Here is a 23,074-nt window from a genome sequence, read left to right as displayed (position 1 = left end):
ACTTGAATGAAATGTCAACTGAGAATGTGTGACGGCCGACACGTCGGGCGCCGGCCGGGGTGCGAGGAGGCGCGAGCGGTGCTTACGAACGGTGACGATCGAGGTCGGCTCGCGTTGGTCGAGGCGGCAGGGCGGTGTTTCGCGGAGCTGGGATACGAGCGCACCTCCGAAGCGGTCATCGCTGCCGCCGCCGGGGTGTCGCAGGCCGAATTCTCCGCCCGGTTCGCGTCCCGGGACGACGCCTTCCGTGCCGTCGCCGCAGCGGTGGTCGACACGTTCGTCGAGGCCCAGCGCATCCCGGTCCCGCCGGACGCGGACCCGCGCAGCGTCCTGCGGGCGGCCACCGCGGCGTTCATCGAGACCGTCTACAGCAGTGGCCGCCTGTTCACGATGATCGAGGACCGCGCCGCCGTCGACCCGGTGATCGGGGAACAGCTCGAGGCGGCACACAACCGGATCCTCGGCCGGTACATCCGGTTCATCGAACGGCTCAACCAGGCCGGGATAGCGACGCCGTGCGCCGAACCCGCCCAGCTCGCCCGCAAACTGTCCGAGGCGCAGTGGACGGGTGCGGCGCGGCTGATCGGTGCGTCGCAGGACGAGCAGAGGCGCTTCATCGTGGAGATGACGGCGGCATCCGAACGGTTCATCGGCTTCGGTGAGGTCGCCGATCTGACAGCCCGCGCGGCCAGCTGAAATTTCCGCTCAGGCGGTGGGGGCCTGGTTCTCGACGATCGAGTGCTCGAGCTTGCGGAGCAATTCGGCCAGCGCCGCCTGATCGTCCTTCGACATCCCGCTGAGGATCTGGGACTCGTTGGCGAAGTGGGCCTCCGCGACCTTCTCGATCACCCGCAGGCCCTCGTCGGTGAGCTGCGCGTGCACGATGCGTCGGTCCTCGGCGTCGCGCTCGCGCTGCACGAGTCCCGCCTTCTCGAGGCGGTCGACGCGCAGCGTGACTCCGCCCGTGGTGACGAGGGCCGATTCCGCCAGCTGTCCGGACGTCATCCGGTATGGCGGACCCGAGCGTCGGAGGGCGGCCAGAACGTCGAACGACGCCATGTTGATGCCGTGCTCCTCGAACACGGCGGCGAGGGACGTCTGGTAGCGCAGATACGAACGATGCAGGCGGCCCAGCACTTTCAGCGGACTTACATCCAGGTCGGGCCACTGGTGGGCCCACTGGTCGACGATGTCGTCGACGGCATCGCGATCTGGAACGGGGCGTTGCGTCACCGGGCGCACCTCCTGAATCCTCGAGGGTCTCATCTGTTTAGTACCAAGATATCGAACGAAGCATAAGTGACGGCGACGCGCCGCGGGTCCCCGTCGATTTCTCGGAACGGGGACCCGCGGCGCTGCCGGACGGGTGCTGTCAGCGCCCCTCGACCGCCGCGACGGCGTCGATCTCGGCGATGGCGCCGTAGGGGAGGCTGCTGACCTCGAGGAACGTGCGCGCGGGGCGAGGCTCGTCGAAGATGCGCTCGAACTGGCGGTTCGCCTCCTCGCGAAGCGACAGGTCGGTGACGTAGTAGGTGAGCTTGACGACGTCCTTCAGCTGTCCGCCGACGGTGGCGAGGCGATCGACCATGCGGTCGACGGCGGCGTCGAGCGCCTCGGTGCGGCCCGGGACAGCGGTGCCCTCGGCATCGACGGACAGTGCGCCGGAGACGAACGCGAGTCCGCCCGCGACCACGGCCGGGCTGTAGGGGTGGTGGGCGGTGACTTCGGTGAGGGACATGGAGGCTCGCTTTCTCGGTGGGCTTCTCCGGCGACTATATCTTAGCGCTAAACTAATTGACAGGGTTGCGCGAATGAAGCTCCGCCCGACGGGTACTCGACGCACATGTCACGAGCCACGAAGCCCTCGGCCGCACCGTTCGTGCCGGACACCGTCGACCTCGACGCGCTGTCCCACGCGGCGGACGGGTGCCACGGCTGCGATTTGTACCGCGACGCCGAGCAGACCGTCTTCGGCACGGGCAAGCGGTCCGCCCGGATGATGCTCGTCGGCGAACAGCCCGGCGATCAGGAAGACCGCGCCGGTGAACCGTTCGTCGGTCCGGCGGGGAAACTCCTGAACAAGGAACTCGACGCGGCGGGCATCGACCGGAACCTCACTTACGTCACCAACGCGGTCAAGCACTTCAAGTTCGTCCCCGCCGAACGCGGCAAGCGTCGAATCCACAAGAAGCCGAACCGCACCGAGATCGTCGCGTGCCGGCCGTGGCTGATCGCCGAACTGGCGGCGGTGCGGCCCGACGTCCTCGTGTGCCTCGGGGCCACCGCCGCGCAGGCATTACTCGGCCCGTCGTTCCGGCTCACCGAACACCGCGGAGAGTTGCTGCACCTCGACGGTGAGGTGGACATCGACGTGGATCCGGACGTCTTCGCGACGATCCACCCGTCCGCCGTGCTCCGCGGACCGTCGGAGGATCGGGACGGTGCGTTCGACGCCCTCGTCGCCGATCTGAAGAAGGCCGCCGCAGCGCTGTGATCAACCAGCCGAATGTCTGGCGCGACGGACCGCCGAGGACGAGATTGTTGACATGACGAATTCCAACGCGAAGCAGACCATGAAGGCAGTCTCCTACTCGTCCTACGGTGGTCCCGAGGTGCTCGAGACCCACGACGTGCCGGTGCCCGAACCCACCGGCAATCAGGTACGCCTCGTCATCCGGGCCGCCGGCGTGAACCCGATCGACTGGAAGCTGCGGTCGGGGTCGATGGCCGAGGTGATGTCGGTGCAGTTCCCGAAGATCCCGGGCAGCGAAGTGGCCGGCGTGGTCGATGCAGTCGGTCCGGACGCGACCGGTGTGGTGGTGGGCGACGAGGTGTTCGGCTGGTCCGACACCGGCGGCTACGCCGAATACGCGCTCGCCTCGATCGTCGTGCCGAAGCCGAGTGGGCTGAGCTGGACGGACGCCGCCACCATTCCCGTCGCCGGAGAGGCCGCCACTCGGGGACTGCGGCTCCTGAACCTGAAGTCCGGTGAGACGCTGCTGGTGAACGGCGCGTCGGGAGCGGTGGGAACCCTTGCGGCGCAGCTGGCGCTGGATTCCGGTGTCACCGTGATCGGCACCGCGAGCGAGAAGCACCACGACGCGCTGCGGGAGCTGGGCGTCACACCCACGACGTACGGCGACGGCCTGGCCGCCCGCGTGCGCGAACTCGCCCCGAACGGTGTCGACGCCGTCCTCGACGTCGGCTTCGGCGGACTCGAGGCGGCGATCGAACTGCGCGGCGGCACCGACCGGATCGTGACACTGTCGGACGGTGCCGCGTTCGGCCTGGGAATCACCTTCTCGTCCGGCAACGCCGACGACTGGAGCGCGGAGACACTGCGCCGGCTGGGAGCCCTCGCCGCGGACGGGAAGCTGGCCCTCCCGCCCGCCCGCACGTTCCCGCTGACCGAAGCGGGCGACGCTCAGCGCGCAAGCGAGAAGGGCGGTAGCCGCGGGAAGATCCTGCTGCGCTGACGCGCCCGTGAGTACTTATTAACCACGGGCGGTTAATAAGTACTCACGGGTCAGGCGGTGGTGGCGAGGGCGGCGGCGAGACCGAACGGAACGGCCATCACCACCACCTCGACAATCGCGCGTCGGAGGGACGCTTCGGCGCTGATCCGATGCGCGGCGGCCTGCCCGACCCACGTTCGCCGCCACCACCAGCCGAGCCCGAGGAGCGCCGCCAACGCCACCGCCTTGGCGAGCACGATGCGGCCGTAACCGGTATCGAACAGCGGCGTCACCCCACCCAGCCGGACCGCGGCGTCGACGATCCCCGTCGCGGTCAACAGCCACACACACCGCCACGCGACGACGGAATACCGCGGCAGCCACGACGACCAGTCCCCGCGCGACCGGAGCATCAGGCCGAGAGCGGCGAGGAGCCCGAACCACACGGCCGCGGCCAGTGCATGGACGACGTCGAGAACCGAGCCGAGAACCTGCTGCGACATGTGGCCGGTGATCGGCCGTGCCACCAGGGCCAGCGCCGCGAGCACCAGCACCGGGACGGGGAGCCGGGCATCGTTGCGGCGGAACGCGACCGCCGACCACGCGGTGGCCGCGGCCGTGCACACGAGAACGGCGAGGTCGACGCGTCCCGCGCTGATCTCGGTCACGTACGCGCCGAACCGTCCGACCGACAGCTCGGACAATCCCAGAGCGTCGGCCTCCGCCGCCGTCATCGACAGCAGCACGGCCTCGGCGAGCATCCACGCACCGGCGACCGCGGTCGCCAACCGCCACAGCCGTTCGTCCCGGATGAGGGGACGGCTGTCCGCGCGACTCCACCAGCCCAGCGCGGCGAGTCCGAGGACCGCCGAGCCGAGCACCAGGCACAGCGCCCGGACGGCGCTCGACGGTGAGGGGTCTTCCGGTTGCGCCAACGCCCAACCGCACGCGACCCCGACGAGCGATGTGGGTACGGCGAACAGCAGCCAGGACTGTCGCGCCGTACCCACCGTGCTCAGTTCTCGCCGCGAGGCTTGCGGAGCGCGAACCACAGCCCGCCGCCGAACACGAGCACACCGGCAACGATGAACGGCCACAGCGGAACTCCGCCGCTGCCGGATTCACCCGAGCTGTCGGCTGCGGCGCCGGGTGTGCCCGACCCCTCCTGGGTGAGGATGAACGTGCGGGTTCCGCTCACCGGATGTCCGTCGGCGGACGTGACGCGGAACGCGACGGTGTACACACCGGCCGGTCCCAGCTCGCCGAGTTCGGCACTGACCGTGGGTCCCTCGACGACCGGGTCGCCCTTGGTCCACAGGTTGCCGTCGGGGCCCACCACGGTGAGGGACGCGAACGATTCCTGCAGCGCCTCGTTGAACGTGACGCTCACCCGTTCCGGGCCGGACGCGATCTCCGCGCCGTTCTCGGGGGTGGAGCTGATCACGACGGAATGGGCGACCGCGGTGCCGGCCCCGAGCATGCTCGCGAGCATGGTCAGCAGGCCGACCGCGATCACCTTCGCCGACGTGAAGGTGGTGCGTCTTCTCATGAGCGACGGCCCCGGACCATGGCACCGAGACCGAGGGCCGCACCGAGCGCGCCGAGGACCAGGCCGATGCCGCCCAGCCAGCGGGCGGTGTCGTCGGTGCCGGACGCCGTCGTCTCGGTCTCCTCGGACGTCGTGGCGCCGCCTGCGTCGTGGCTGTGGTCTTCACCGGTCGCCGCGGCCAGCGTGAGGGTGGGTGCCGGCTTGTCGGGCTCCGCGCCGTCGGCGCCGACCGCCTGATCCCAGTTGACGATCTCGCCGTCGCTGTACGTCTGGGCGGCCGGGAACGACACCTCGTCCTGCTCCGGCAGCGGTCCGGCGGACAGCTCGAACTGCTGGAACTGGCCGGGCGCCACACCGACACCGGGGTCGGCGGTCCACGTCACGGACTTCGCGAGCTTGGACGTCGGGTCCTTCTCGACGACCGACGTCCACCCCGGCAGCGGGGTGGTGCGGGCCGACTTCAGGTCGGGGAGCGTGACGGTCAGCTTGGTGGTGGACGCCGTCTCGGACTCGGTGGGAACGCGGAACGTCAGGACGGAGTAGCCGCCCTGCTCGGCGCCGGGGGCGACGACGGTCACGTGGGCGGCGGCGACACCGGCCGCCAGCAGCATGGCGCTGCCGGCCGCACCGGCGGTGAAAAGGGCACGGGAAACGAGGGAATTCATCGAAGGTCCTTTGAGGGTCTGAAGGGAGAAGAGGTGAGAGTCAGACCGGGACCGGGGGACCGCGACGCGAAATGCTCGCGCGCAGCAGGGCGTCCACGGGACTTGCGGGACGCGCGGGGACATGTGTCGTCGTCACCGCCGAGACGGGTTGCGGTTCGCCGCGGAGCACCACCCGCCAGACGTGGACGAGGGGGCCGTACAGACGCTCGGCATTCGTGATCAGCAGCGCGCAGATCACAGTGGCGGCCGCGTGTGCGGCGAGCATCGGCACGGCGGGGACCGCCGAGTGCACGTGCGAGGTGAGCGTGAGCGCGAAGTGTCCGGCCACCTGGCCGACACCGAGGGCACCGACCAATGCGAGCGGCCCGTGGAAGCGGGCGGGCAGTTGCGCGGTGACCGCACCGACACCGCTGCACGTGACGACCAGCAGGGTCAGGGCCGCGGATTCGGGAAGGCCGCCCCCACCGATGCCGTGCGCGGCGACCGCGAGAGCGGCCACGAGCGCGCCGACCGCCGAGCCCCGAAGGGTGGCGGTCGCGGCGGGGCGGGCGGGGGACATTGCGGTGGGTCGGGTCGGTCAGCGCACGCCGAGGCGGGCGAGGAGATCGGCTTCGACTCCGTCGAGTTCGGACGAGATGGCGTGATGAGCGGCCTTGCGGCGGGCCTGCGGCATCTGCTCGGCCGCGCGGACGGCGGTGCTGAGATCACCGAGACGGTCGCGGATGGCGGCGGCGAACTTCTGCGTCTCCGCATCGTCCGGCTTCTGCCCGAGGATCTCGGTGGTGGAGCTTTCGGCACCGGCGATGCGGGCGCTGAGCTTGGCGCCGTGCCCGGTGAAGTTGGCGAGCTGGTCGATGTCGACGCCCATGCGGTCGGCACGGCGGGCATCGATCTGCCCGCGCACGACCGTGGCGGCGCGGTAGGCGATCGGCAGCAGCACCGGCGTCAGCAGGCGTGCGACACCGAGGTACTTGCGGACGGCGGCGACCGTGAAACCCTTCTGGGCCGCGGCCTTCTCCTCGGCCTTCAACGCAGAGATCTGAGCCTTCTCGACCTTCTTCAGCGACTTCAGCTCGGCAGCCTCGAGCTTGTGGCCGGCCTTGGCGGCCTGCTTGTCGCGCTTCCGTTCGTTCTTCGCGCTCAGCTTCGCCTCCACTCCAGCCTTGTGCTTGAGTGCCTTGGCTTCCGCCTTGCGGGTGGTTCGGGACTTGCGTTTCTTCAACAACCCCATCGAAAAGACCCCTTTTCCTGGTGTTTCAGCGCAGCCCACGCTACCAACTGCATCCGGTGCTTCGGGATCAGCCTAGGGGAGCACATAATCTTCGTCATCGTGTGTTCCCATATCGGTCAGCAATCAGAACCCGACACCTCTCCCGGAAAGGTGCCGGGGACGGTGATCGATGCCAGCGCCCTGACGCGGTGCCGCCACCGGGTGCACCTCGATGCGGCGTTCCCCGAACAACTCGCGGCCGCGCCCGAGGACCCAGGGGTCCGTCAGCGTCAGGATGCCGCCGCCGCCAAGCGTGAAGACGTCCGCCGAATCCTCACCGACCACGCGCCGGGACGGTGGGTGCAGATCGATACCGAGCAGAGCCTGCGCCGGCGGGCCGAGGACACCCTGGCTGCGTGCGAGGCAGGCGCGGACCGCATCTGGGGCGCCGTGTTCCCACTCGACCGGGACGCCGGCCGGAGGGCACGCTGCGAGATCCTCATCCGTGACGGGGACCACGGCGGGTACATCCCCGTGATCGTCGTCAACCACAAGGTCACCGATCCCGGCCGCGGTGCGGTGACGTCGGACCTGTTCGAGTGGCAACCGCGGGAGGACGCGGCGCGGAAGCCGCGCAGTCAGGTCCGTGACCAGATGCGCGTCGCGCAGGTGTACCGGATGCTCGAGCGGCACGGGCTCGCGAGTCCGGCCCTCGTCGCAGGCGCGATCGGCTACGGCTCCGACGTCATCTTCGTGCACGATCTCACCACCATCCTCGACGACTACGACGAACGCTTCGCCGACCGGCTCGCCGTCGCCCGCGGGGAATCGGCGACCGTGCCGTCGAGGATCGGCGAATGCCGTTCCTGCCCGTGGTGGCCCGGGTGCGAGGAGCAGCTGACGCAGACGCACGACGTGAGCCTGGTGGCCACCGGTTCGCGCGCCGACATGCTGCGCGATGCGGGCTGCCACACCATCGACGACCTCGCGGCGTGGGACCGCGAACCGCTCGAGGACTGGCCGCACGGCGCGTTCGAGGACGCCGTCGTCACCGCCAAGGCGTGGCTCGCCGGAGCGCCGCTGGTGCGACGGTTCCCGGAGATCCGGGTGACCCGCGCGGACGTCGAGGTCGACGTCGACATGGAGAGCTACCAGGAACACGGTGCCTACCTGTGGGGCACGCTGCTCAACGTGGACGGGGTGTCGGCGTATCGGCCGTTCGTCAGCTGGGATCCGGTGCCCACGCAGGACGAGGCACGGTCGTTCGCCGAATTCTGGACGTGGCTGATGGCGGAGCGGGAAGCGGCGGCGCTGAGCGGCAGAACCTTCGCCGCGTACTGCTATTCGCGGTCCGCGGAGGACAAGTGGTTGCTGGATTCCGCCCGCCGGTTCGCCGGGGCGCCCGGCATCCCCACCGAGGCCGAGATCCGCGAATTCATCGACAGCCCCCAGTGGGTCGACATCTACCAGGCGATCAGCGATCAGTTCATCTGCCCGGGCGGCAAGGGTCTCAAGAAGATCGCCCCCGTCGCCGGGTTCCGGTGGCGCGACGCCGACGCCGGCGGTGAAGCGTCGATGAGCTGGTACCGCGAGGCGGTCGGCTACGACGGCGAACCCGACCTCACCCAGCGCGAACGGTTGCTGCAATACAACGAGGACGACGTCATCGCCACGAAAGTACTGCGCGAATGGATGTCGGATCGGGCCGAGAAGGAGATCCCGCTCGCGTCCGACCTCTAGGCTGCAAGGCAGGCCCGATTCGGTGGGGGTGGTCAGGTGGAGGTGCCGAAGACATCCACGACGCTGCGGTTCGCTCTGCTCCTCACCGCCGCAGGCGGCTTCCTCGACGCCTACACCTACATCAGCCGCGGCGGCGTCTTCGCGAACGCTCAGACCGGCAACGTCATCCTCATGGCCATCGACCTGTCGGAACGGCACTTCCACGCCGCCCGGGCACACCTGTGGCCGATCCTCGCGTTCATCGTGGGTGTCGCGTTCGCGCACCTGCTCAAGGGTGAACTCGCCCACAGCGTCTTCGACCACCCGATCCGGATCGCGTTGGTCGCGCAGATCGTCGTCCTCGTCGCGGTCGCGTTCATTCCCGCAAACGTCCCCAACGCGCTGGTCACCGTTCCCATCGCGTTCGTCGCCGCCATGCAGTTCGGCCTGTTCCGCACCATCGGGTCGCTGTCGTACATCGCCGTCGCCACCACCGGCAACCTCATGCGCTTCACCGAATCGGCGTACGCCGCATACATCGAGAAGGTCCCCGAATCACGCCAGCACACCCGGGTGTACGCCGCCATCGTCGTCAGCTTCGCCGGTGGCGCCGTCCTCGGCGCGTTCGCCACCCGCTACTTCGGCGGATCCGCCGCGTGGATCCCCGCCGCCCTCCTGTGCGGAGCGCTCGTGCTGTTCTACGTCGACGACAGGCGGCGGCGCCGCCTGTGAGCGGTTGGCGAGTCCCTGGACTCCTCAGGCGCGCACGGGTGGCGAAGCCGCCTACTCGGAATTCGCGGGCCCGATCCACTCCGGATACTGCACCGCAACAGGCATGGTCGGCGGTTCGAACCCGGCAGGCGGTACGAGATGGCCGGACGCATTCGGGGCGAACGCCGGGAACTGCTGCTGCCACCAGTCCGTGCAGCCCTGCGGAATGACATCACCATTCAGCCGACGCAGGTAACGAAGTTTGGTGATCTTCCAGCCCTCGAACACATTCCACGTCGGTACTCGGTGGGCACGCGCATCCCGCTCAGCGGCGTCGGCGTCTGGAACGCTCGGCTGGCCCGGGTGGTCGGTAGTGCGCTCGAGTTCGACCTGGAATGCGACGTTGAGCCCTTCGACGCTGAGATTCGTTCCCGGAGCGGCATGCAGGTTGTAGCTACACAAGGTCGCACCGATACCTGTGCCCGTCTCTTCGTAAGCGGTGATGCGGACGAAGTTGGTGAGAGGAATTTGCTCGTCCTCGTCGGGCTCGAGCCAGGTGAAGAACTCTTCCTTGTCGGGGTCGCCGTGTCGAGCGGGGCCACCGACGGCAGCGGGATACCCGGGAAAGGAGTGGGCCTGTCCGACGAACCGCGTGTAGTCGGCAGCCTCGTAGGTAGCACGGACCAACTCAGGACCTCGCTGCATCAGATCGATGCCAGGATCGGCCGACCAGACGTTCGTGTAGAGAATGGTGGGTTCCTGTTCGACATCTCCGGGTTCATGTCCAACTCTGGGAGCGCAGCCTGTGGCAAGGATTGTCACAGCCGCGACCACCACGGACCGCAGGGAAGGCCTGCGCTCAACCGTCATTGCGGATCACATCGTCGTAGCCGTTGCGCATTCGCTCGCCATTGCCGTCTGCTGGATCGCCGAGACGACTGAACATGGTCTGATAGCCATCCTTGAGGAGCGAACGGGTCACGGAATCGGATTGGACATCCTCCCAACTTCGAAGCTCTCCGGAACTGTCGAATGCCCAGGGGAAGTCGACGCGCGACGATGGCGGGAGTTCCGGTGTCGCCCGCAGAATGTTGTAGTAGTCGCGGTAGAAGTCCGGAGCCTCCAGGGCGACGGATGGTGCCGGCCCCGGCGCCTTGCCGATGATGGCGTCCTTCAACGGGTCGCCGCCCGCATCGATCATGGTGTTGATGAACTCCCCGCCGGGAAGCCGGTCCAGGCCTACGGAGCCGACGCTGGTGAGCGCACCGTAGGCCGCCGCCTTACGGTCGTAGATGGCCTGCGCCTGCTCGGCCTTGTCGCTGTAGCTGTCCTCGGTCGAGAGGATCAGCCCCCTGTCCATGAGGCCGTGGATTCGGCCGGCGGTGGAGAGGGCGCCACCGGCTAGGGGTGCCGACGGGTCGTGCGCGTACCGGCCCTCGGCGGCGAGGATTTCCTGAATCGAGGACTGGGTGAAATGCGTTCCCGCCTCCGGGTCGGTGTTCATGACGGCGAAGACGTTCGACGAGCCGCCGAAGTGGTTGTTGTCGGCGGTGTCTGCCCAAGTGCCGATGTCGAATCCGGGGTTCTCCGGTCTGCCGGCGCCCGCGAGATCGCTGATGTACGGACTCATGCTGTGAGACACAGTCCGAAGGAGGTCCGGATTGATCTCCCCGACGGATTGCCCGTTGGTTCCGGGTATTCCCCTCAGTGTGTCCCAGTCGGTACTCATGTTCTCGGCGACGGCCGACATGATCTGTCCGCTGCGTGTGGCGGATTTGACGTCGGCCCGATTGTCGGGGTCCTCGACGGTTGCCTCTGCATCGGCGAACTGGAACATCGAGGCTGCCGCTTGCCCGTTGTCGGACCAGTTGTGAGTGAGCACGTCGCGAACGAGATTCTGGCCGGTGTCGGGATGCGTGACCGCGTCCTGGACGGCGACCCTGTCGTCGCCGACGGCGGTGAATATGTCTTCGGTGATTGCCGTGTTTTCGGTGCCCCGACCGTCGACTGTGAAGTATTCGAACGCGTGGTTAGGGTTCTGCTCGTGCGCGACCTGGGCGTCCAGGTACTGGCGACCGACGTCCAGTAGGTGCTGATCGAGGCTGCTGCCGCTCTTGTATTGCGGATCGGCGGCACGGACGATGTCGGCAATCGCCTGGTTGTCGGCGACTCCGTTCAAATCGACGCTGGATGCGCCGGCGGACCCGACCATCTTGAAATCCCGGACCACGAGGTCGTCGCGAGTCAGCGATTCACGCATCTTGTCGGGAAGCAGGTTCAGGCCGCCGTTCGTCGGCACCTGCGAGTCACCCTTGACGGTGGCGGTGACCTTGTCGTACGACACGATCTGGAGTGAGTTCGCCAGGGCGTGCCCGGAGTCCGGAGGCAGTTTGTCGATGATCTGCTGGATCTCCTGCGGGCTCTTTCCGTCCAGTGACCGGCTGATCTGGTTCAGATACTCCATCTGAGACGCAGGGATTGTTGCGGTGTTGCCGGAGTTGACGGCGTCGAGTTGTTCGGGTGTCAGTTCCCCGCCTTCAACCAGCCGCCGGACCTGCTCTGGATTCATTCCGGCGGGGTCGGACACGAGTTGCGTCCCGTCGGACGCACCTTGATCGGAGCCCAGTGTCGCGGCCGAAGTGAATGTGGCCCGCAATCCGTCGCGAGCCGAACTGAGAGCGTCCTTGACGGACGCGTCGGCGGTCTCCGTCGCCGAGGCCGCGTCGGTGATCTCGCGTTGCCATCCGGTCATCTCGATCACACGATCGTTGTCGGGATCGGGGTTCGTGGGATCGGTGACGATCAAGTCATCGGCTACACGGAAACCCGCAGACTCCGCGGCCGCGATCGCCATCCGTCCGCGCTGCAGAGGCGCGTCCACGTCGTGGAAACCCTGCTTCGCGCGGTTGGCGAGAGCTTCGAGCTGATCCACCACCACAAGGACTGTCTTCTTGTCGGCGTTCGCTCTGTTCTGGGCGGCCTCGGCGGTCTTACCCTCCCAGTAGGCGTCGTTGACCTTGGTCACGCCGTCGACGTATCGAGTGAAGAGATCTTCGACCTTGGTGCCGAGGGCGATCCAGGCGTCACCGATCTCGGTCAGCGTCGAGGGATTCCAGGATTCGATCTGGGTGCGAGTGATGCTCATGCGTCACCGCTCCAGTCGCCCGTTGCGTTCGTGTAGGCAGCGACGAATCGGTCGGCCGACGATTCGTCCTGGCTGCGGTACTCCTGCGCAACGTGGATCATCACGTCCCCGGTCTCGCCGAGTCTTTCCTTGATCGCTGGGACAAGCGCTGCATCAACGAGATCCGCCGAGATCCCGGCCGCCTCGATGACCGAGGACATCACGCCCCCCACGCTCGACGTAAACGGTCCCGCCGCCGGGCCGGTTCTCAAACCGCCGGCCTCGTCGGCAAACCCGTGCAAGGTTCCCCCCAGCTTTTCGAGCTCGTCCAGATCAGCTTTCAACGTTCCCACGAAGCCCCCCTCGTCTGTTCACGAATCGAGAGCAGCCTAGCGCCGCCTTCGTGCCCGACGAGTCCCTGGACTCCTCAACCGCGCACGGGCGGCGAAACCGCAACTCCGAGGGAGTAGGCCCCGACGATCTTCGGCGCGGATGCCTCGTAGAACCGGTCGAGGTCCTGCACGTCGAATCCGGCGTTCGTCACCAGGGTGGGAATGTCGCGGGTGAGGTGGCACCCACCGGCGACGGCCTTCTGGATCGGTTCGAGCCGGCGCTGCCACCGCTGGACGTTGGCGTCCGGGGCGAGGCCGTGCTCGACGAAATGCAGTGTGCCGCCCGGTTTCAGGACGCGCCGGACGTCTCGGAGCGCGGCGGCGACGTCCGGGATGGTGCACATCGTCCACGTGGACAGTGCGGTGTCGAAACTGTTGTCCGGGAAGGGGAGTGACTGGCCGTCCAGGCCGGACCGCTCGACGGGTGTCGCCGACGCCGCCAGGCGCTTGCCCGCCAGCTTCCAGCCGAGGTCGGCGGGTTCGACGGCGCTCACCGAATCGACGGCGGCCGGGTAGTACGGGACGTTGAGACCCGACCCGAATCCGATCTCCACCACGCGCCCGTGCAGACCGGCGCAGACGCGTCGCCGCGTCGGCTCCGTGAACTTCATCCCGCAACTGATGTCGACGAGCCGCGGAACGATCCGGTCCGAGTAGAAACCCATTTCAGCCCTCCTAGGGCGCTTCGCGCCCCGTGCGCCTTTTTGGTAGCTGGAGCAACCAGAAAGGCGCACGGGCGGCGGAGCCGCCTACCGCGGCGCCATGCGCAGAGCGCCGTCCATACGAATGGTCTCACCGTTGAGGTAGTCGTGTTCGACGATCATCTGAGCGAGCTGTGCGTATTCGGCGGGCTGACCGAGGCGCGAGGGGAACGGCACGCCCGCCTCCAGGCCCTTGCGGTATTCGTCGGTGACGCCGGCGAGCATCGGGGTGTCGATGATGCCGGGGGCGATGGTGTCGACGCGGATGCCGAACTGCGCGAGGTCGCGGGCGGCGGGGACGGTCATGCCGTGCACCCCACCCTTGGATGCGGAGTAGGCGATCTGGCCGATCTGGCCCTCGAACGCGGCGACGGACGCGGTGTTGATGATGACGCCGCGCTGCCCGGACTCGTCGACGGTGTCGGTCTTGGCGATGGCGTCGGCGGCGAGGCGCATGACGTTGAACGTGCCGAGCAGGTTGACGGTGATGACGGTGCGGAACAGTTCGAGGTCGTGCGGGCCCTTCTTCGACAGGATGCGCCCGGCCCAGCCGACGCCGGCGCAGTTGACGACGATGCGCAGCGGCAGATCCGACTCGACGATCTTCTCGATCGCGGCCTGGACCTCGTCGCCGCTGGTGACGTCGGTGGCGAGGAGGGTCACGCCGTCGGGGACGTTGTCGCCGGCCCGCTCGATGGACTGCTGCAGGTCGAGTCCGAACACGGTGGCTCCGGCGTCGGCGAGACGCTTGGCGGTGGCGGCGCCGAGGCCCGAGGCTGCTCCGGTGACCAGTGCGGCGGTTCCCTGAATTTCCACAGTTCGCATCCTTACTTTCCCGGCGACCTCCGTTGGCCGACCCTGGTGACCTGCACCATAACGCCCGCTCGGTGTGACAGCAGAGGCGAGGGAAACGTCAGGGCGGGGGAACAGGTAGTTTGTCTTCTCGCGCGATCAGGGGACGCGCAGGACCGTAGGGGGACGGATGACCGAGGACCAGCTCGAAGTGGACCGTGACGCGTTGGTGCGGTGCATCGCCGCGTGCGACACGTTGGCAGCCGACATGCAGGACCTGCGACAGCGAGCGCACCGCGAACTCGCGCCCGAGAGCTTCGGTCTCGGCGAAACCCATCTGCGGTCGGCGGCGGAACTGGCTGCGCGGTTCCGGGCGACGGCGATCGGCGGCCCGGACGTCGCGGACGAGAATTCGGCGGTCGGGACGTTCGCGGCGCACGAGCGTTACGCGCTGGATCTGAAGGCGACGTTCGAAGCGGCGCTGGCCCGGTACGACGAGCAGGACGCGGAGACGGCACACCGCCTCGAGCACCTCTGACGGCGCTCGGTGTGCAGTTCTGCAGGGAAATGTCGGGTGCGGGTCGGCAGTTCTGCGCACTCGTGTCAGTGAACGTGCGCCTGCCAGTCCGGTGGAACCCGGGAGCCGGGACCGGGGACGGTCTGGTCGATCGGATGATGTTGCGGCGGAGCAAGGTCGGGGCCCTCGAAGGCCGTCTCGGTGGCGTAGTTCCAGAACCAGTTCTCGCCCGGTTCGAAGCTCCGCACGACGGGGTGTCCGGAGTCGGCGGCGTGTTTGGTGGCGTGCTGTTCCGGGGAGGAGTCGCAGCAACCGATGTGGCCGCACTGCGCGCAGCGGCGCAGGTGCACCCACCACCCGCCGTCGCTGTCGCATTCGGCGCATCCGTCTCCGCTCGGCGGCACGCTCGGGTCGATTCCCTCCAGCTCACCCATCTGAGGCTCCTTCTGCTGCGACTTCGGGTTCGATCGGAATGCGGACCTGGAACCGGGTGTCGCCCGGTTCGGACTCCACGCGCAGGTCGCCGCGATGCTTCTTCACGACGATGCGCCACGAGATGTCGAGGCCGAGCCCGGTTCCCTCGCCCACGGGTTTCGTGGTGAAGAAGGGCTCGAAGATGCGCGACCGGATCTCTTCGGGCACACCCGGTCCGGTGTCGCCGATCTCGATGAGGGCCATGTCGCCGTCGCGCCGGGTGCGGACGGTGAGGGTGCCGTGGCCGTCCATGGCGGCGACGGCGTTGTCGATGAGGTTCGTCCACACCTGGTTGAGTTCCGCGGCATAGGCGGGGATCTGCGGCAGCGTCGGGTCGTATTCCTTCACGACCGTGACGGAGTCGCCGATCTTGCGACCGAGCATCACCAGCGAGCTGTCGAGCAGTTCCCGTAGATCGACGCGCTGGTAGGGGGCACGGTCCATCTGCGAGTACTGCTTCGCGGCGTTCACGAGCGTGGAGACCCGGGCGGTCGAGTCGGCGATCTCGTTCATCAGCAGTTCGGTCTCGATGGTGTAGTTGAGCCAGCGGATCGCGCTCTCGACCATCGATTCGTCGTCGACGCTGGCGACGATCCGCTCGAGCCACGGCACGTCGAGACCCGCCTGCACGAATGTGGGCGCCAGGTCCCAGCCACCGGAGACGCCGTGGTCGTCGAACCAGTCGCCGAGCTCGTCCTCGCGGTCGGACGCTTCGAGCGGGGTCAGCGTCGGCGCCTTCGCGACCAGTTCGGCGGTCTCCTCCTGCAACCGGATCAACGTGGCCAGCGCCTGTCGGTCGTACACGCCCGACGCGATCACGCTCAGTTTCTGCCGCATGTGCGACACCCGGTCACGCAGCGACGCCGTCGCCCGGACGGCGGCGGCCGCCGGGTTGTTGAGCTCGTGCGTGAGCCCCGCCGACAGCGACCCCAGCGCGAGGAGGCGCTCCCGCTGATCGACGACCTGCTTCGCGTTCTGGCTGCCGAAGAACAGCCCCTCCAGCAGGTGCACGGCCATCGGGAACCATTCGCGCATCAGCTGTCCGAAGCGGTCGGCGTCGAGGACGAAGAACTTCGACGGGGCGGTGACCCGCATCGACGCCGTGTACGTCTGGGGAGCGCGGTCGCCGAGATACGACTGCCAGGCCCCGGAGTACACGCCGCGCTGGGACGTCCGGCTGAACTCGATCTCCTCGCCACCCGACAGCTTGCTCAGCACGAGCTCGCCTTCGATCAGCACGTAGAAGCACGTCGCGATCTCACCTTCCGCGAACACCGGGCCGGGTTCGATCAGCTCGACGTGCCCTTTCTCGCACAGCTGCTCGAGCTGGTGGTCGGTGAGCTTCTCGAAGAGGAACAACGTCCTCAGCTCGGGGGGATTGCACGGGAGTTGGGTCATGGTCTGCCCCTGGTCACGGTTGGCCGATGTAGCGGTGGACGAGCATCACGGCCATGGCGCCTTCGCCGACCGCCGACGCCACCCGCTTCGCCGATTCGGAGCGCACGTCACCCGCCGCGAAGATGCCGGGAACGCTCGTTTCGAGGTGGTGGGGGAGACGGTCGAGGGGCCAGCCGCTCGGTGGTTTCCCATCGACGACGAGGTCGGGTCCGGACACGACGAACCCGTTCTCGTCCCGCACGACGACGCCCTCGAGCCACTCGGTCCGCGGTGCGGCACCGATGAACAGGAACAGGAAACCGGCGTCGACGGTCTCCTCGTCTCCGGTCGCGTTGTTGCGCAGCCGGACCTTCTCGAGGTGCCCCTCGCCCTCGACGCCGATCACCTCGGTGCACGGCCGGACGCGGATGCGCGGGTTCCGTTCGATCTGCTGGACGAGGTAGTACGACATCGAATCCTCGAGCGACTGTGCCCGCACGACGATGGTGACCGACCGGGCGCCCCGCGACAGGTACACCGCCGCCTGTCCGGCGGAGTTGGCCCCGCCGACGATGTAGACGTCCTGGTCGGTGCAGCGGGCGGCCTCGGTGACGGCGGAGCCGTAGTAGACGCCGCGACCGGTGAGGTCGTCGACTCCGGGCGCGGGATGACGCCGGTAGGAGACGCCGGTCGCCAGGATCACCGTGTGCGCGTCGATGGTGTCGCCGTCCGCGAACCGGACGGTCCGTGCCGATCCGTTGATCTCGAGCGCGACGACGTCGCGGGTGGTGATCAGTTCGGCCCCGAACCGGGTGGCCTGCCTGCGGGCCCGTTCGGCGAGCTGCGCGCCGGACACACCGTCGGGGAACCCGAGGTAGTTCTCGATGCGCGAACTCTGACCGGCCTGCCCGCCGGTCGCGGTCCGTTCGATCAGGGCGGTGCGCAGACCCTCCGAGGCGCCGTACACCGCGGCGCCCAGACCGGCCGGCCCGCCGCCGACGACCACGAGGTCGTAGAAGTTCTCCGACGGGTCGGTCCGGAGTCCGAGATGCCGGCCCAGCTCGGTGTCCGACGGCTCGACCAGGCATTCGCCGTCGGAGCAGATCACCACGGGCAGGCGCCGGCCGTCCTCCCCGGCGGCGTTGAGCAGTCGCCCGCCCTCCGGCTCGTCCGACATGTACCAGCGGTACGACAGCTGGTTGCGGGCCAGGAATTCGCGCACTTCCGAAGACCGCGGCGCCCAGCGATGACCCACGACCTTCGTCTCTTCGGCGGGGTGGTGGTCCGCCGACGCCCATGCCTCGAGCAGGGCGTCGACCACCGGGTACAGCTTCTCCTCGGGCGGGTCCCACGGTTTGAGCAGGTAGTGGTCGAGGTCGATGACGTTGATCGCCTCGATGGCCGCGTCCGTGTCGGCGTAGGCCGTGAGCAGCACCCGCCGCGCGACCGGATACAGGTCTATGGCCTTCTCGAGGAACTCGATCCCGCTCATCGACGGCATCCGGTAGTCGGCCAGGATCGCCGCGACGGGATCGCCGCGCAGCTTCATCTGCTTCATCGCGTCGAGTGCGGACTCGCCGGATTCGGCGCGGATGATCCGGTACTTCTCGCCGTATCGGCGCCGCAGATCCCGGGCGACGGCGCGCGAGACCCCGGGATCGTCGTCGACGGTGAGAATCGCCGGCTTGCCGCTCGCTACGGGATGGTTCACACACGCCCTCTCGTCCGTGAGAACTGCGAGGTACTCCAAGGCTTCCGAGTATTGCCCCGGGGCGCGTCTTTGTCGACCGGGTTCAGTCCTGGTGCTGCATTTGTTCGGGCTCTGCCGCGGCACCGCGCCGTCGCCGTGACCACACAGCGCGACCGGCCGCACCGGCCAGCGCCAGAACGACGACGCCGGCGCCGGCGATCGGGCCGGCCACGGTGCCGGGGAGCAGACCCTCGAGCAGCAACCAGATGCCGAACGCGAAGAACAGAACGGCCGCGCCGATGCGGATGACACTCTCGGGCAAATGCTTACCCAGCACGGCGCCGACGACGATGGCCAGGGCGTCGGCCGCGACCATCCCGACGGTCGAGCCGATCCACACGCCGACCGTGTCGTGGTCGGTGGCGAGCGTGATGGTGGCGAGCATGGTCTTGTCGCCGAGTTCGGCGAGGAAGAACGCGGACGTGACGGCCAGGAACGCCGAGCGGGTGGCCCGCCCAGCCTTGAGCTGCTCGTCCTCGCTGAGGTCGTCGCCACGCAGCGTCCACGCACCGAAGATCAGGAAGGCCGCACCGCCGACGATGCTGATCGCAGCGGTGGGGAGCGCGACACCGACGTAGTGGCCGACGGCGACCGACACCAGGTGGACCACGGTGGTCGCGACGGTGATGCCGGCGATCACGACCCACCAGCGGTAGCGCAGGGCGAACGTCATCGCCATCAACTGGGATTTGTCTCCCAGTTCGGCGACGAAGATCACGCCGAAACTCAGTAGTGCGGCGGTCAGCACGGGCATCCTCCTCCAGTGGTCGGTCGGAGGATGACGGGTGGATTCCTCCGGCCTGGCAGACGCGGGTACGTCTGTCCGGCCGAAGGTCTCGCCCACCGGCGCCGGGTGATCCGGCGGCGGTTCGCCAGGCCGGGTCCGGTGCGGTGAAGCAACGAGCCAGTATGTCGACACAGGCGATTGGGGGCTACTCCCCTTCGATGTCCGTAACGTTAGCGTGACTAATTCGAAAAGGCAAAGGCGGCAAGAAGTTTGGGATACCGACCGCAGAAACTTCGGGTACCCTCACGAGGCCAGCAGCATGGCCAAAACGGCAGTGTCGGGATTGCTGATCGGGTCGATGCCGACCCGGCTGACCATGGACGTCACCGTCCCGTCCGCCTCTGCCTCCACCCACGCCGCCCGGTGTTCCAGCCCCAGGTGGGGGAGACCGGGGAGCAGGACGCAGCCCGAAGCGGCGCCCGCGCACTCCGGGAGCGACGGGGTCGTCTCGGACGGCGGGTGCAGCAGCATCAGTGCCGGCGGCTGATGATCCGCGAAGCGGCCGGGAGCGAGCGCGAACTCCCCGAGAACGGTGCCCTCGGCCACCACGAGGCCGACGGTCTCGGGCTCGGGCTCCTCGGGCAGGTCCTCGTGCGCACCGAAGACCGTCGTGGTGTGGAGCAGCCCCGGAACGCACGCTACCCGCACGGCGAGCGCGAGCAGCTGGGCCCATTCCTTGGTCGTGTCGGGCCAGCGCCCGGAAATGACGAATCCCCGCAAGGTACCCGCGGCCTGGAAGGGCGAGATGCCGATGTAGCCGTCCCTGTTCATCTCTGCCTCCTCGGTGTGATGACGCGCTTCGAACATGATTCGTTCTGCACACCTCGTTGGGTACTTGAAGGATGCGCCCGACAGTGCCTGGCACACAAGAGCAGGGGAGTGCTAACTGCCACAGGTGAACACAGGCACAGGAGCGGATGAACGGCATCTGACGGTCCGCCGTACAGAAAACTGCCAGCTTTACTGCAGGTTTACTCGAGGCGTGGCGGTTGAGGTGGTAGAGCCCACCGACGAAAGGCCGAAAGTATGGGACTGTCCGCGCCCGAACCGGAAGCGTCCGGATATCTGAAGACCGCCAGTGCGCTGCACGCGTTCAACCGGTACGAGATCAAGTACCTCGCCCACGAGTCGGACGTTCCCCGCCTCCGTGAGGCACTCTCGGGGCACATGGCGTCCGACGAATTCTCGCCGGTGGGCGGCTACCCCGTGACCAGCCTGTACTACGACACCCAGAATCTGCGCTTCTACTGGGAGAAGATCGAGGGCCTGAAGTTTCGCCGCAAACTGCGGGTGCGGCTGTACGGGCCGCCTGCGGAGGCCACCGCCGAGACTCCCGTCTACGTGGAGATCAAGCAGCGGGTCAATCGGGTCACCCAGAAACGCCGGATCCAGCTGCCGTACTCGGATGCGATGCGGCTGTGCAACGCAAGGCGGCCGATCGACCACGATGCCTCGGCGCGGCCGTTCGTGAACGAGGTGTCGACGCTCGTCGGCAACCTCGACCTGTGCCCGACCGTCACCACCGGGTATCTGCGTGAAGCGTTCGTCGGTACGGACGCCGATCTGGGTCTGCGCGTCACGATCGACCACCGGGTGCACGGGCGCGACCGCGACTTCCACTTCGCGGCGCCGGCCGAGAACCGCTTCATCATTCCGCCGCACCTGTGCATCGTCGAGATCAAGGCCAACGAGCGGGTGCCCTACTGGGTCACCGATCTCACCGCGCGACTGGACATGTCGGTGGTCCGGGTCTCGAAGTACTGCCAGAGCGTGGAGGCCTTCGGGCTTGCGCCCCGATCCCGCATGCATGTCCCCGACGAGCTGTTCCCGTCACCGACCGACCGCGACCGCACCCTCGCGAAAACAGGAACCCTGTCATGAATTTCGATCTCCAGGATCTCAGTGGAACGTTCTCGACGTTCGACATCGTCGTCTCGCTCGCGTTGTCGTTCGTGTTGTCGGCGATCATCGGGTACGTCTATCGGCTGACGCACAAGAACGTCTCCTACAGCCAGTCCTACGTCCAGACGCTCGTGATGGTCGGCATGGTGATCACCCTGATCATGCTGGTGGTGGGTTCCAACATCGCCCGCGCGTTCGCGCTCGTCGGTGCGCTGTCGGTGGTGCGATTCCGCAACGCGATCAAGGAAACCCGCGACGTCGGGTTCATCTTCCTGGTCATGGCCATCGGCATGACGACCGGCACCCGGTTCTACGTGCTCGCCATCGCCGCCACCGTCGCGATCTGCCTCGTGCTCGTCCTGATGAGCCGGTTCGACATGTTCAAGCTGGACGTGCAGCGGCAGGTGGTGAAGGTGCAGGTTCCGCCCGAGCCCGGCTACACCGCCCTCGTGGAGGACGTGCTGATCGACTACACCAAGGAGTTCGAGTTGGTGAGCACGGAGTCGGTGCGGTCAGGGGCACTCACCGAGCTGTACTACACGGCGCAGCTGAAGGCGGGCAGGAAACCGGCGGAACTCATCTCGGCGCTCAGCGGCGTCAACACCGGCCAGCGGGTCACCGTTCTCACCGGTTACGACCAAACCGACATCTGATGCGCCGCAGACTCGTCCACCGGCTACCGACCCGGGTCCGTCAGCACTGGAAGATCCTCGCCGCCTTCCGGGACCAGGGCGAGAAGAAGTGGATCACCGCCGACATCACGATCGACGGCACCCTCGTCACGGACGCCGGGGTGCGGCTGAAGGGCAACTCCACCCTGATGGGGCTCCGCGGGACCGGTGGTCCCGGCGGCGGGCAGCGCGGGATGCCGGCGGGGATGGAACCTCCCGCGGGAAGGGCGATGCCGGAGGGTGAGGGCGCAGGCGGGCCGGGCGGCATGGTCACGCTGTCGGCCGAGGACCCGGCGTCGCTGCCGCTGCTGATCAGCTTCGACAGGTACGTGTCGGGGCGGGCGTACCAGGGGATGACGCAGCTGTCGGTCCGGCCGGGATCGCCGGTGCTGAACGAGGCGGTGTCACTGTCGCTGACCGCCGAATCCGGCCAGCCCACCCAGCGGTACGCCTACACCACGTACTCCGTGAACGGGTCGCCGACGCAGACCCGGCTCGTCCTCGAACACCCGGACGAGGGGTATGCGAACTCGCTGTTCGACAGCGACGGCGTCCTCTACAAGGCCGACGCCAACTCGAGTTTCACGTATCAGGGCGACGACCAGACCACCTACGCGGATCAGTTCGTCCAGATCAACGCCGAAGGCTCCCAGGACCTGCAGCCGATCATCACGCTCCTGAAATGGCTGGACGGTGCGTCCGACGAGCAGTTCGACGCCGAACTCGCCGACCGGGTGGACGTCGAATCCTTCGCCCGGTACGTCGCCACCCAGAATCTGCTGGTCAACAGCGACGACATGGCGGGTCCGGGCAAGAACTACTACCTCTGGTACGACCTCGGCACGAGGAAGATCTCCGTCGTGTCCTGGGATTTCAACCTCGCGCTGAGCGGCAACACCGATGCGGGCCCGCACGACTCGATCGGGATGGGCGGTGGCGCCGCGCCGGGTGGTGGCATGCCCGGCGGCGGAGGTGGCGGGAACGCGCTGAAGGAGCGGTTCCTCGCCTCGGAGGCTCTCGCGAGCGTGTACGAGGACGCGTACCGCGAGCTCTACCGGCACTTGTTCGGCAGTGGCCGGGCCATCGAGATCCTCGACGAGATCGCGCAGACGGTCCCGGCATCCGACGGACTCGGCGCCGAGAAACTCACATCGGAAGTCGAGACCCTGCGTGCGCGGTTGCAGGCCCGCACGGACGCGCTGGCCGCGAACAAGGTGATCGTCGCCGGGTAGACGTCACAGAGAATCCTCAGAATCATCACAATCTGCCGCTACGAAA

Annotated in this window: 26 protein-coding genes; 9 read left to right on the top strand and 17 right to left on the bottom strand. The window is 67.7% G+C overall.

What is annotated here, in order from left to right; translation table 11 throughout:
• The first annotated feature begins 6 nt into the window (after window positions 1-6).
• Entirely contained in the window at window positions 7-696 is a 690-nt protein-coding gene (locus ACFVJ3_RS24395) for a TetR/AcrR family transcriptional regulator (RefSeq protein ID WP_378454489.1), read from the top strand.
• A gap of 9 nt (window positions 697-705) precedes the next feature.
• Here ACFVJ3_RS24395 and ACFVJ3_RS24390 read toward each other — a convergent pair whose 3' ends face one another.
• Entirely contained in the window at window positions 706-1,266 is a 561-nt protein-coding gene (locus ACFVJ3_RS24390; protein WP_378454488.1) for a MarR family winged helix-turn-helix transcriptional regulator, read from the bottom strand.
• A gap of 106 nt (window positions 1,267-1,372) precedes the next feature.
• Window positions 1,373-1,738, bottom strand: coding sequence for a RidA family protein (locus ACFVJ3_RS24385; protein ID WP_009477076.1), 366 nt, complete (start codon window positions 1,736-1,738; stop codon window positions 1,373-1,375).
• A gap of 105 nt (window positions 1,739-1,843) precedes the next feature.
• On the opposite strand from ACFVJ3_RS24385, the gene ACFVJ3_RS24380 reads away from it, so the two are divergent.
• On the top strand, window positions 1,844-2,494 hold the full coding sequence (locus ACFVJ3_RS24380) for a UdgX family uracil-DNA binding protein (protein WP_378454487.1): 651 nt from the start codon (window positions 1,844-1,846) through the stop codon (window positions 2,492-2,494).
• A gap of 52 nt (window positions 2,495-2,546) precedes the next feature.
• Complete coding sequence (locus ACFVJ3_RS24375; RefSeq protein WP_378454486.1) at window positions 2,547-3,476, top strand: NADP-dependent oxidoreductase; 930 nt, start codon at window positions 2,547-2,549, stop codon at window positions 3,474-3,476.
• Window positions 3,477-3,526: 50 nt separating this feature from the next.
• On the opposite strand, the gene ACFVJ3_RS24370 is transcribed toward ACFVJ3_RS24375, so the two are convergent.
• Genes ACFVJ3_RS24370 through ACFVJ3_RS24350 form a run of 5 tightly spaced genes read right to left on the bottom strand, consistent with a single transcriptional unit; the run spans window position 3,527 to window position 6,900 of the window.
• Window positions 3,527-4,465 carry a CopD family protein gene (locus ACFVJ3_RS24370; protein WP_378454485.1) on the bottom strand — a complete coding sequence of 313 codons (939 nt, stop codon included), beginning with the start codon at window positions 4,463-4,465 and terminating at the stop codon, window positions 3,527-3,529.
• Window positions 4,466-4,470: 5 nt separating this feature from the next.
• Window positions 4,471-5,004, bottom strand: a complete 534-nt coding sequence (locus ACFVJ3_RS24365) for a copper resistance protein CopC (RefSeq protein ID WP_378454484.1) — start codon at window positions 5,002-5,004, stop codon at window positions 4,471-4,473.
• Window positions 5,001-5,669: a YcnI family protein gene (locus tag ACFVJ3_RS24360; RefSeq protein ID WP_378454483.1), complete on the bottom strand. Its 669-nt coding sequence runs from the start codon at window positions 5,667-5,669 to the stop codon at window positions 5,001-5,003. Before ACFVJ3_RS24360 ends, ACFVJ3_RS24365 begins: the two co-directional genes overlap by 4 nt.
• A 40-nt stretch (window positions 5,670-5,709) precedes the next feature.
• Window positions 5,710-6,228: a hypothetical protein gene (locus ACFVJ3_RS24355; RefSeq protein ID WP_378454482.1), complete on the bottom strand. Its 519-nt coding sequence runs from the start codon at window positions 6,226-6,228 to the stop codon at window positions 5,710-5,712.
• A gap of 18 nt (window positions 6,229-6,246) precedes the next feature.
• Window positions 6,247-6,900 carry a DUF6474 family protein gene (locus tag ACFVJ3_RS24350; protein ID WP_378454481.1) on the bottom strand — a complete coding sequence of 218 codons (654 nt, stop codon included), beginning with the start codon at window positions 6,898-6,900 and terminating at the stop codon, window positions 6,247-6,249.
• A 162-nt stretch (window positions 6,901-7,062) separates the two neighbouring features.
• Between ACFVJ3_RS24350 and ACFVJ3_RS24345 the strand changes: the two genes are divergently transcribed.
• Complete coding sequence (locus ACFVJ3_RS24345; RefSeq protein ID WP_378454480.1) at window positions 7,063-8,619, top strand: TM0106 family RecB-like putative nuclease; 1,557 nt, start codon at window positions 7,063-7,065, stop codon at window positions 8,617-8,619.
• Window positions 8,620-8,655: 36 nt separating this feature from the next.
• On the top strand, window positions 8,656-9,330 hold the full coding sequence (locus tag ACFVJ3_RS24340; protein ID WP_378454479.1) for a YoaK family protein: 675 nt from the start codon (window positions 8,656-8,658) through the stop codon (window positions 9,328-9,330).
• Window positions 9,331-9,381: 51 nt separating this feature from the next.
• On the opposite strand, the gene ACFVJ3_RS24335 is transcribed toward ACFVJ3_RS24340, so the two are convergent.
• The 5 genes from ACFVJ3_RS24335 to ACFVJ3_RS24315 form a co-directional block, all read right to left on the bottom strand.
• Window positions 9,382-10,014, bottom strand: a complete 633-nt coding sequence (locus ACFVJ3_RS24335; protein WP_378454478.1) for a hypothetical protein — start codon at window positions 10,012-10,014, stop codon at window positions 9,382-9,384.
• A 154-nt stretch (window positions 10,015-10,168) separates the two neighbouring features.
• On the bottom strand, window positions 10,169-12,454 hold the full coding sequence (locus ACFVJ3_RS24330) for a hypothetical protein (protein ID WP_378454477.1): 2,286 nt from the start codon (window positions 12,452-12,454) through the stop codon (window positions 10,169-10,171).
• Window positions 12,451-12,786 carry a hypothetical protein gene (locus ACFVJ3_RS24325; RefSeq protein WP_378454476.1) on the bottom strand — a complete coding sequence of 112 codons (336 nt, stop codon included), beginning with the start codon at window positions 12,784-12,786 and terminating at the stop codon, window positions 12,451-12,453. The genes ACFVJ3_RS24330 and ACFVJ3_RS24325 overlap by 4 nt, the downstream gene beginning before the upstream one ends.
• Window positions 12,787-12,860: 74 nt before the next feature.
• Complete coding sequence (locus ACFVJ3_RS24320) at window positions 12,861-13,490, bottom strand: class I SAM-dependent methyltransferase (RefSeq protein WP_378454475.1); 630 nt, start codon at window positions 13,488-13,490, stop codon at window positions 12,861-12,863.
• An 84-nt stretch (window positions 13,491-13,574) separates the two neighbouring features.
• Window positions 13,575-14,342, bottom strand: coding sequence for an SDR family NAD(P)-dependent oxidoreductase (locus ACFVJ3_RS24315; RefSeq protein WP_378454474.1), 768 nt, complete (start codon window positions 14,340-14,342; stop codon window positions 13,575-13,577).
• Window positions 14,343-14,508: 166 nt separating this feature from the next.
• Between ACFVJ3_RS24315 and ACFVJ3_RS24310 the strand changes: the two genes are divergently transcribed.
• Window positions 14,509-14,856 (top strand): hypothetical protein, encoded by a 348-nt coding sequence (locus tag ACFVJ3_RS24310; RefSeq protein WP_378454473.1) that lies wholly within the window; start codon window positions 14,509-14,511, stop codon window positions 14,854-14,856.
• A 65-nt stretch (window positions 14,857-14,921) separates the two neighbouring features.
• Here ACFVJ3_RS24310 and ACFVJ3_RS24305 read toward each other — a convergent pair whose 3' ends face one another.
• The 5 genes from ACFVJ3_RS24305 to ACFVJ3_RS24285 form a co-directional block, all read right to left on the bottom strand.
• The gene (locus ACFVJ3_RS24305; protein ID WP_378454472.1) at window positions 14,922-15,269 is read right to left on the bottom strand and encodes a UBP-type zinc finger domain-containing protein; all 348 of its coding nucleotides are present in this window, start codon (window positions 15,267-15,269) and stop codon (window positions 14,922-14,924) included.
• Complete coding sequence (locus ACFVJ3_RS24300) at window positions 15,262-16,707, bottom strand: ATP-binding protein (protein WP_378454471.1); 1,446 nt, start codon at window positions 16,705-16,707, stop codon at window positions 15,262-15,264. The genes ACFVJ3_RS24305 and ACFVJ3_RS24300 overlap by 8 nt, the downstream gene beginning before the upstream one ends.
• A 13-nt stretch (window positions 16,708-16,720) precedes the next feature.
• Window positions 16,721-18,397, bottom strand: a complete 1,677-nt coding sequence (locus ACFVJ3_RS24295; RefSeq protein ID WP_378454470.1) for an FAD-dependent oxidoreductase — start codon at window positions 18,395-18,397, stop codon at window positions 16,721-16,723.
• Between the two features lie 82 nt (window positions 18,398-18,479).
• Complete coding sequence (locus ACFVJ3_RS24290; RefSeq protein WP_378454469.1) at window positions 18,480-19,190, bottom strand: TMEM165/GDT1 family protein; 711 nt, start codon at window positions 19,188-19,190, stop codon at window positions 18,480-18,482.
• 276 nt (window positions 19,191-19,466) lie between these two features.
• Window positions 19,467-19,994 carry a peptidase gene (locus ACFVJ3_RS24285; protein WP_378454468.1) on the bottom strand — a complete coding sequence of 176 codons (528 nt, stop codon included), beginning with the start codon at window positions 19,992-19,994 and terminating at the stop codon, window positions 19,467-19,469.
• 255 nt (window positions 19,995-20,249) lie between these two features.
• Here ACFVJ3_RS24285 and ACFVJ3_RS24280 point away from each other — a divergent pair, with 255 nt between their 5' ends.
• From ACFVJ3_RS24280 to ACFVJ3_RS24270, 3 genes are read left to right on the top strand one after another with little or no spacing between them, the layout of a single operon-like run.
• Complete coding sequence (locus tag ACFVJ3_RS24280; protein WP_378454467.1) at window positions 20,250-21,104, top strand: polyphosphate polymerase domain-containing protein; 855 nt, start codon at window positions 20,250-20,252, stop codon at window positions 21,102-21,104.
• The gene (locus tag ACFVJ3_RS24275; RefSeq protein ID WP_378454466.1) at window positions 21,101-21,778 is read left to right on the top strand and encodes a DUF4956 domain-containing protein; all 678 of its coding nucleotides are present in this window, start codon (window positions 21,101-21,103) and stop codon (window positions 21,776-21,778) included. Before ACFVJ3_RS24280 ends, ACFVJ3_RS24275 begins: the two co-directional genes overlap by 4 nt.
• Window positions 21,778-23,028 (top strand): CotH kinase family protein, encoded by a 1,251-nt coding sequence (locus tag ACFVJ3_RS24270; RefSeq protein ID WP_378454465.1) that lies wholly within the window; start codon window positions 21,778-21,780, stop codon window positions 23,026-23,028. Before ACFVJ3_RS24275 ends, ACFVJ3_RS24270 begins: the two co-directional genes overlap by 1 nt.
• The last annotated feature ends 46 nt before the right edge of the window (window positions 23,029-23,074 follow it).

Origin of the sequence: Rhodococcus sp. NPDC127593 (assembly GCF_042671975.1) — a bacterium.
In the GTDB taxonomy this organism is placed as follows: domain Bacteria; phylum Actinomycetota; class Actinomycetes; order Mycobacteriales; family Mycobacteriaceae; genus Rhodococcus_F.
This window is presented reverse-complemented; position numbering and strand designations above follow the sequence as displayed.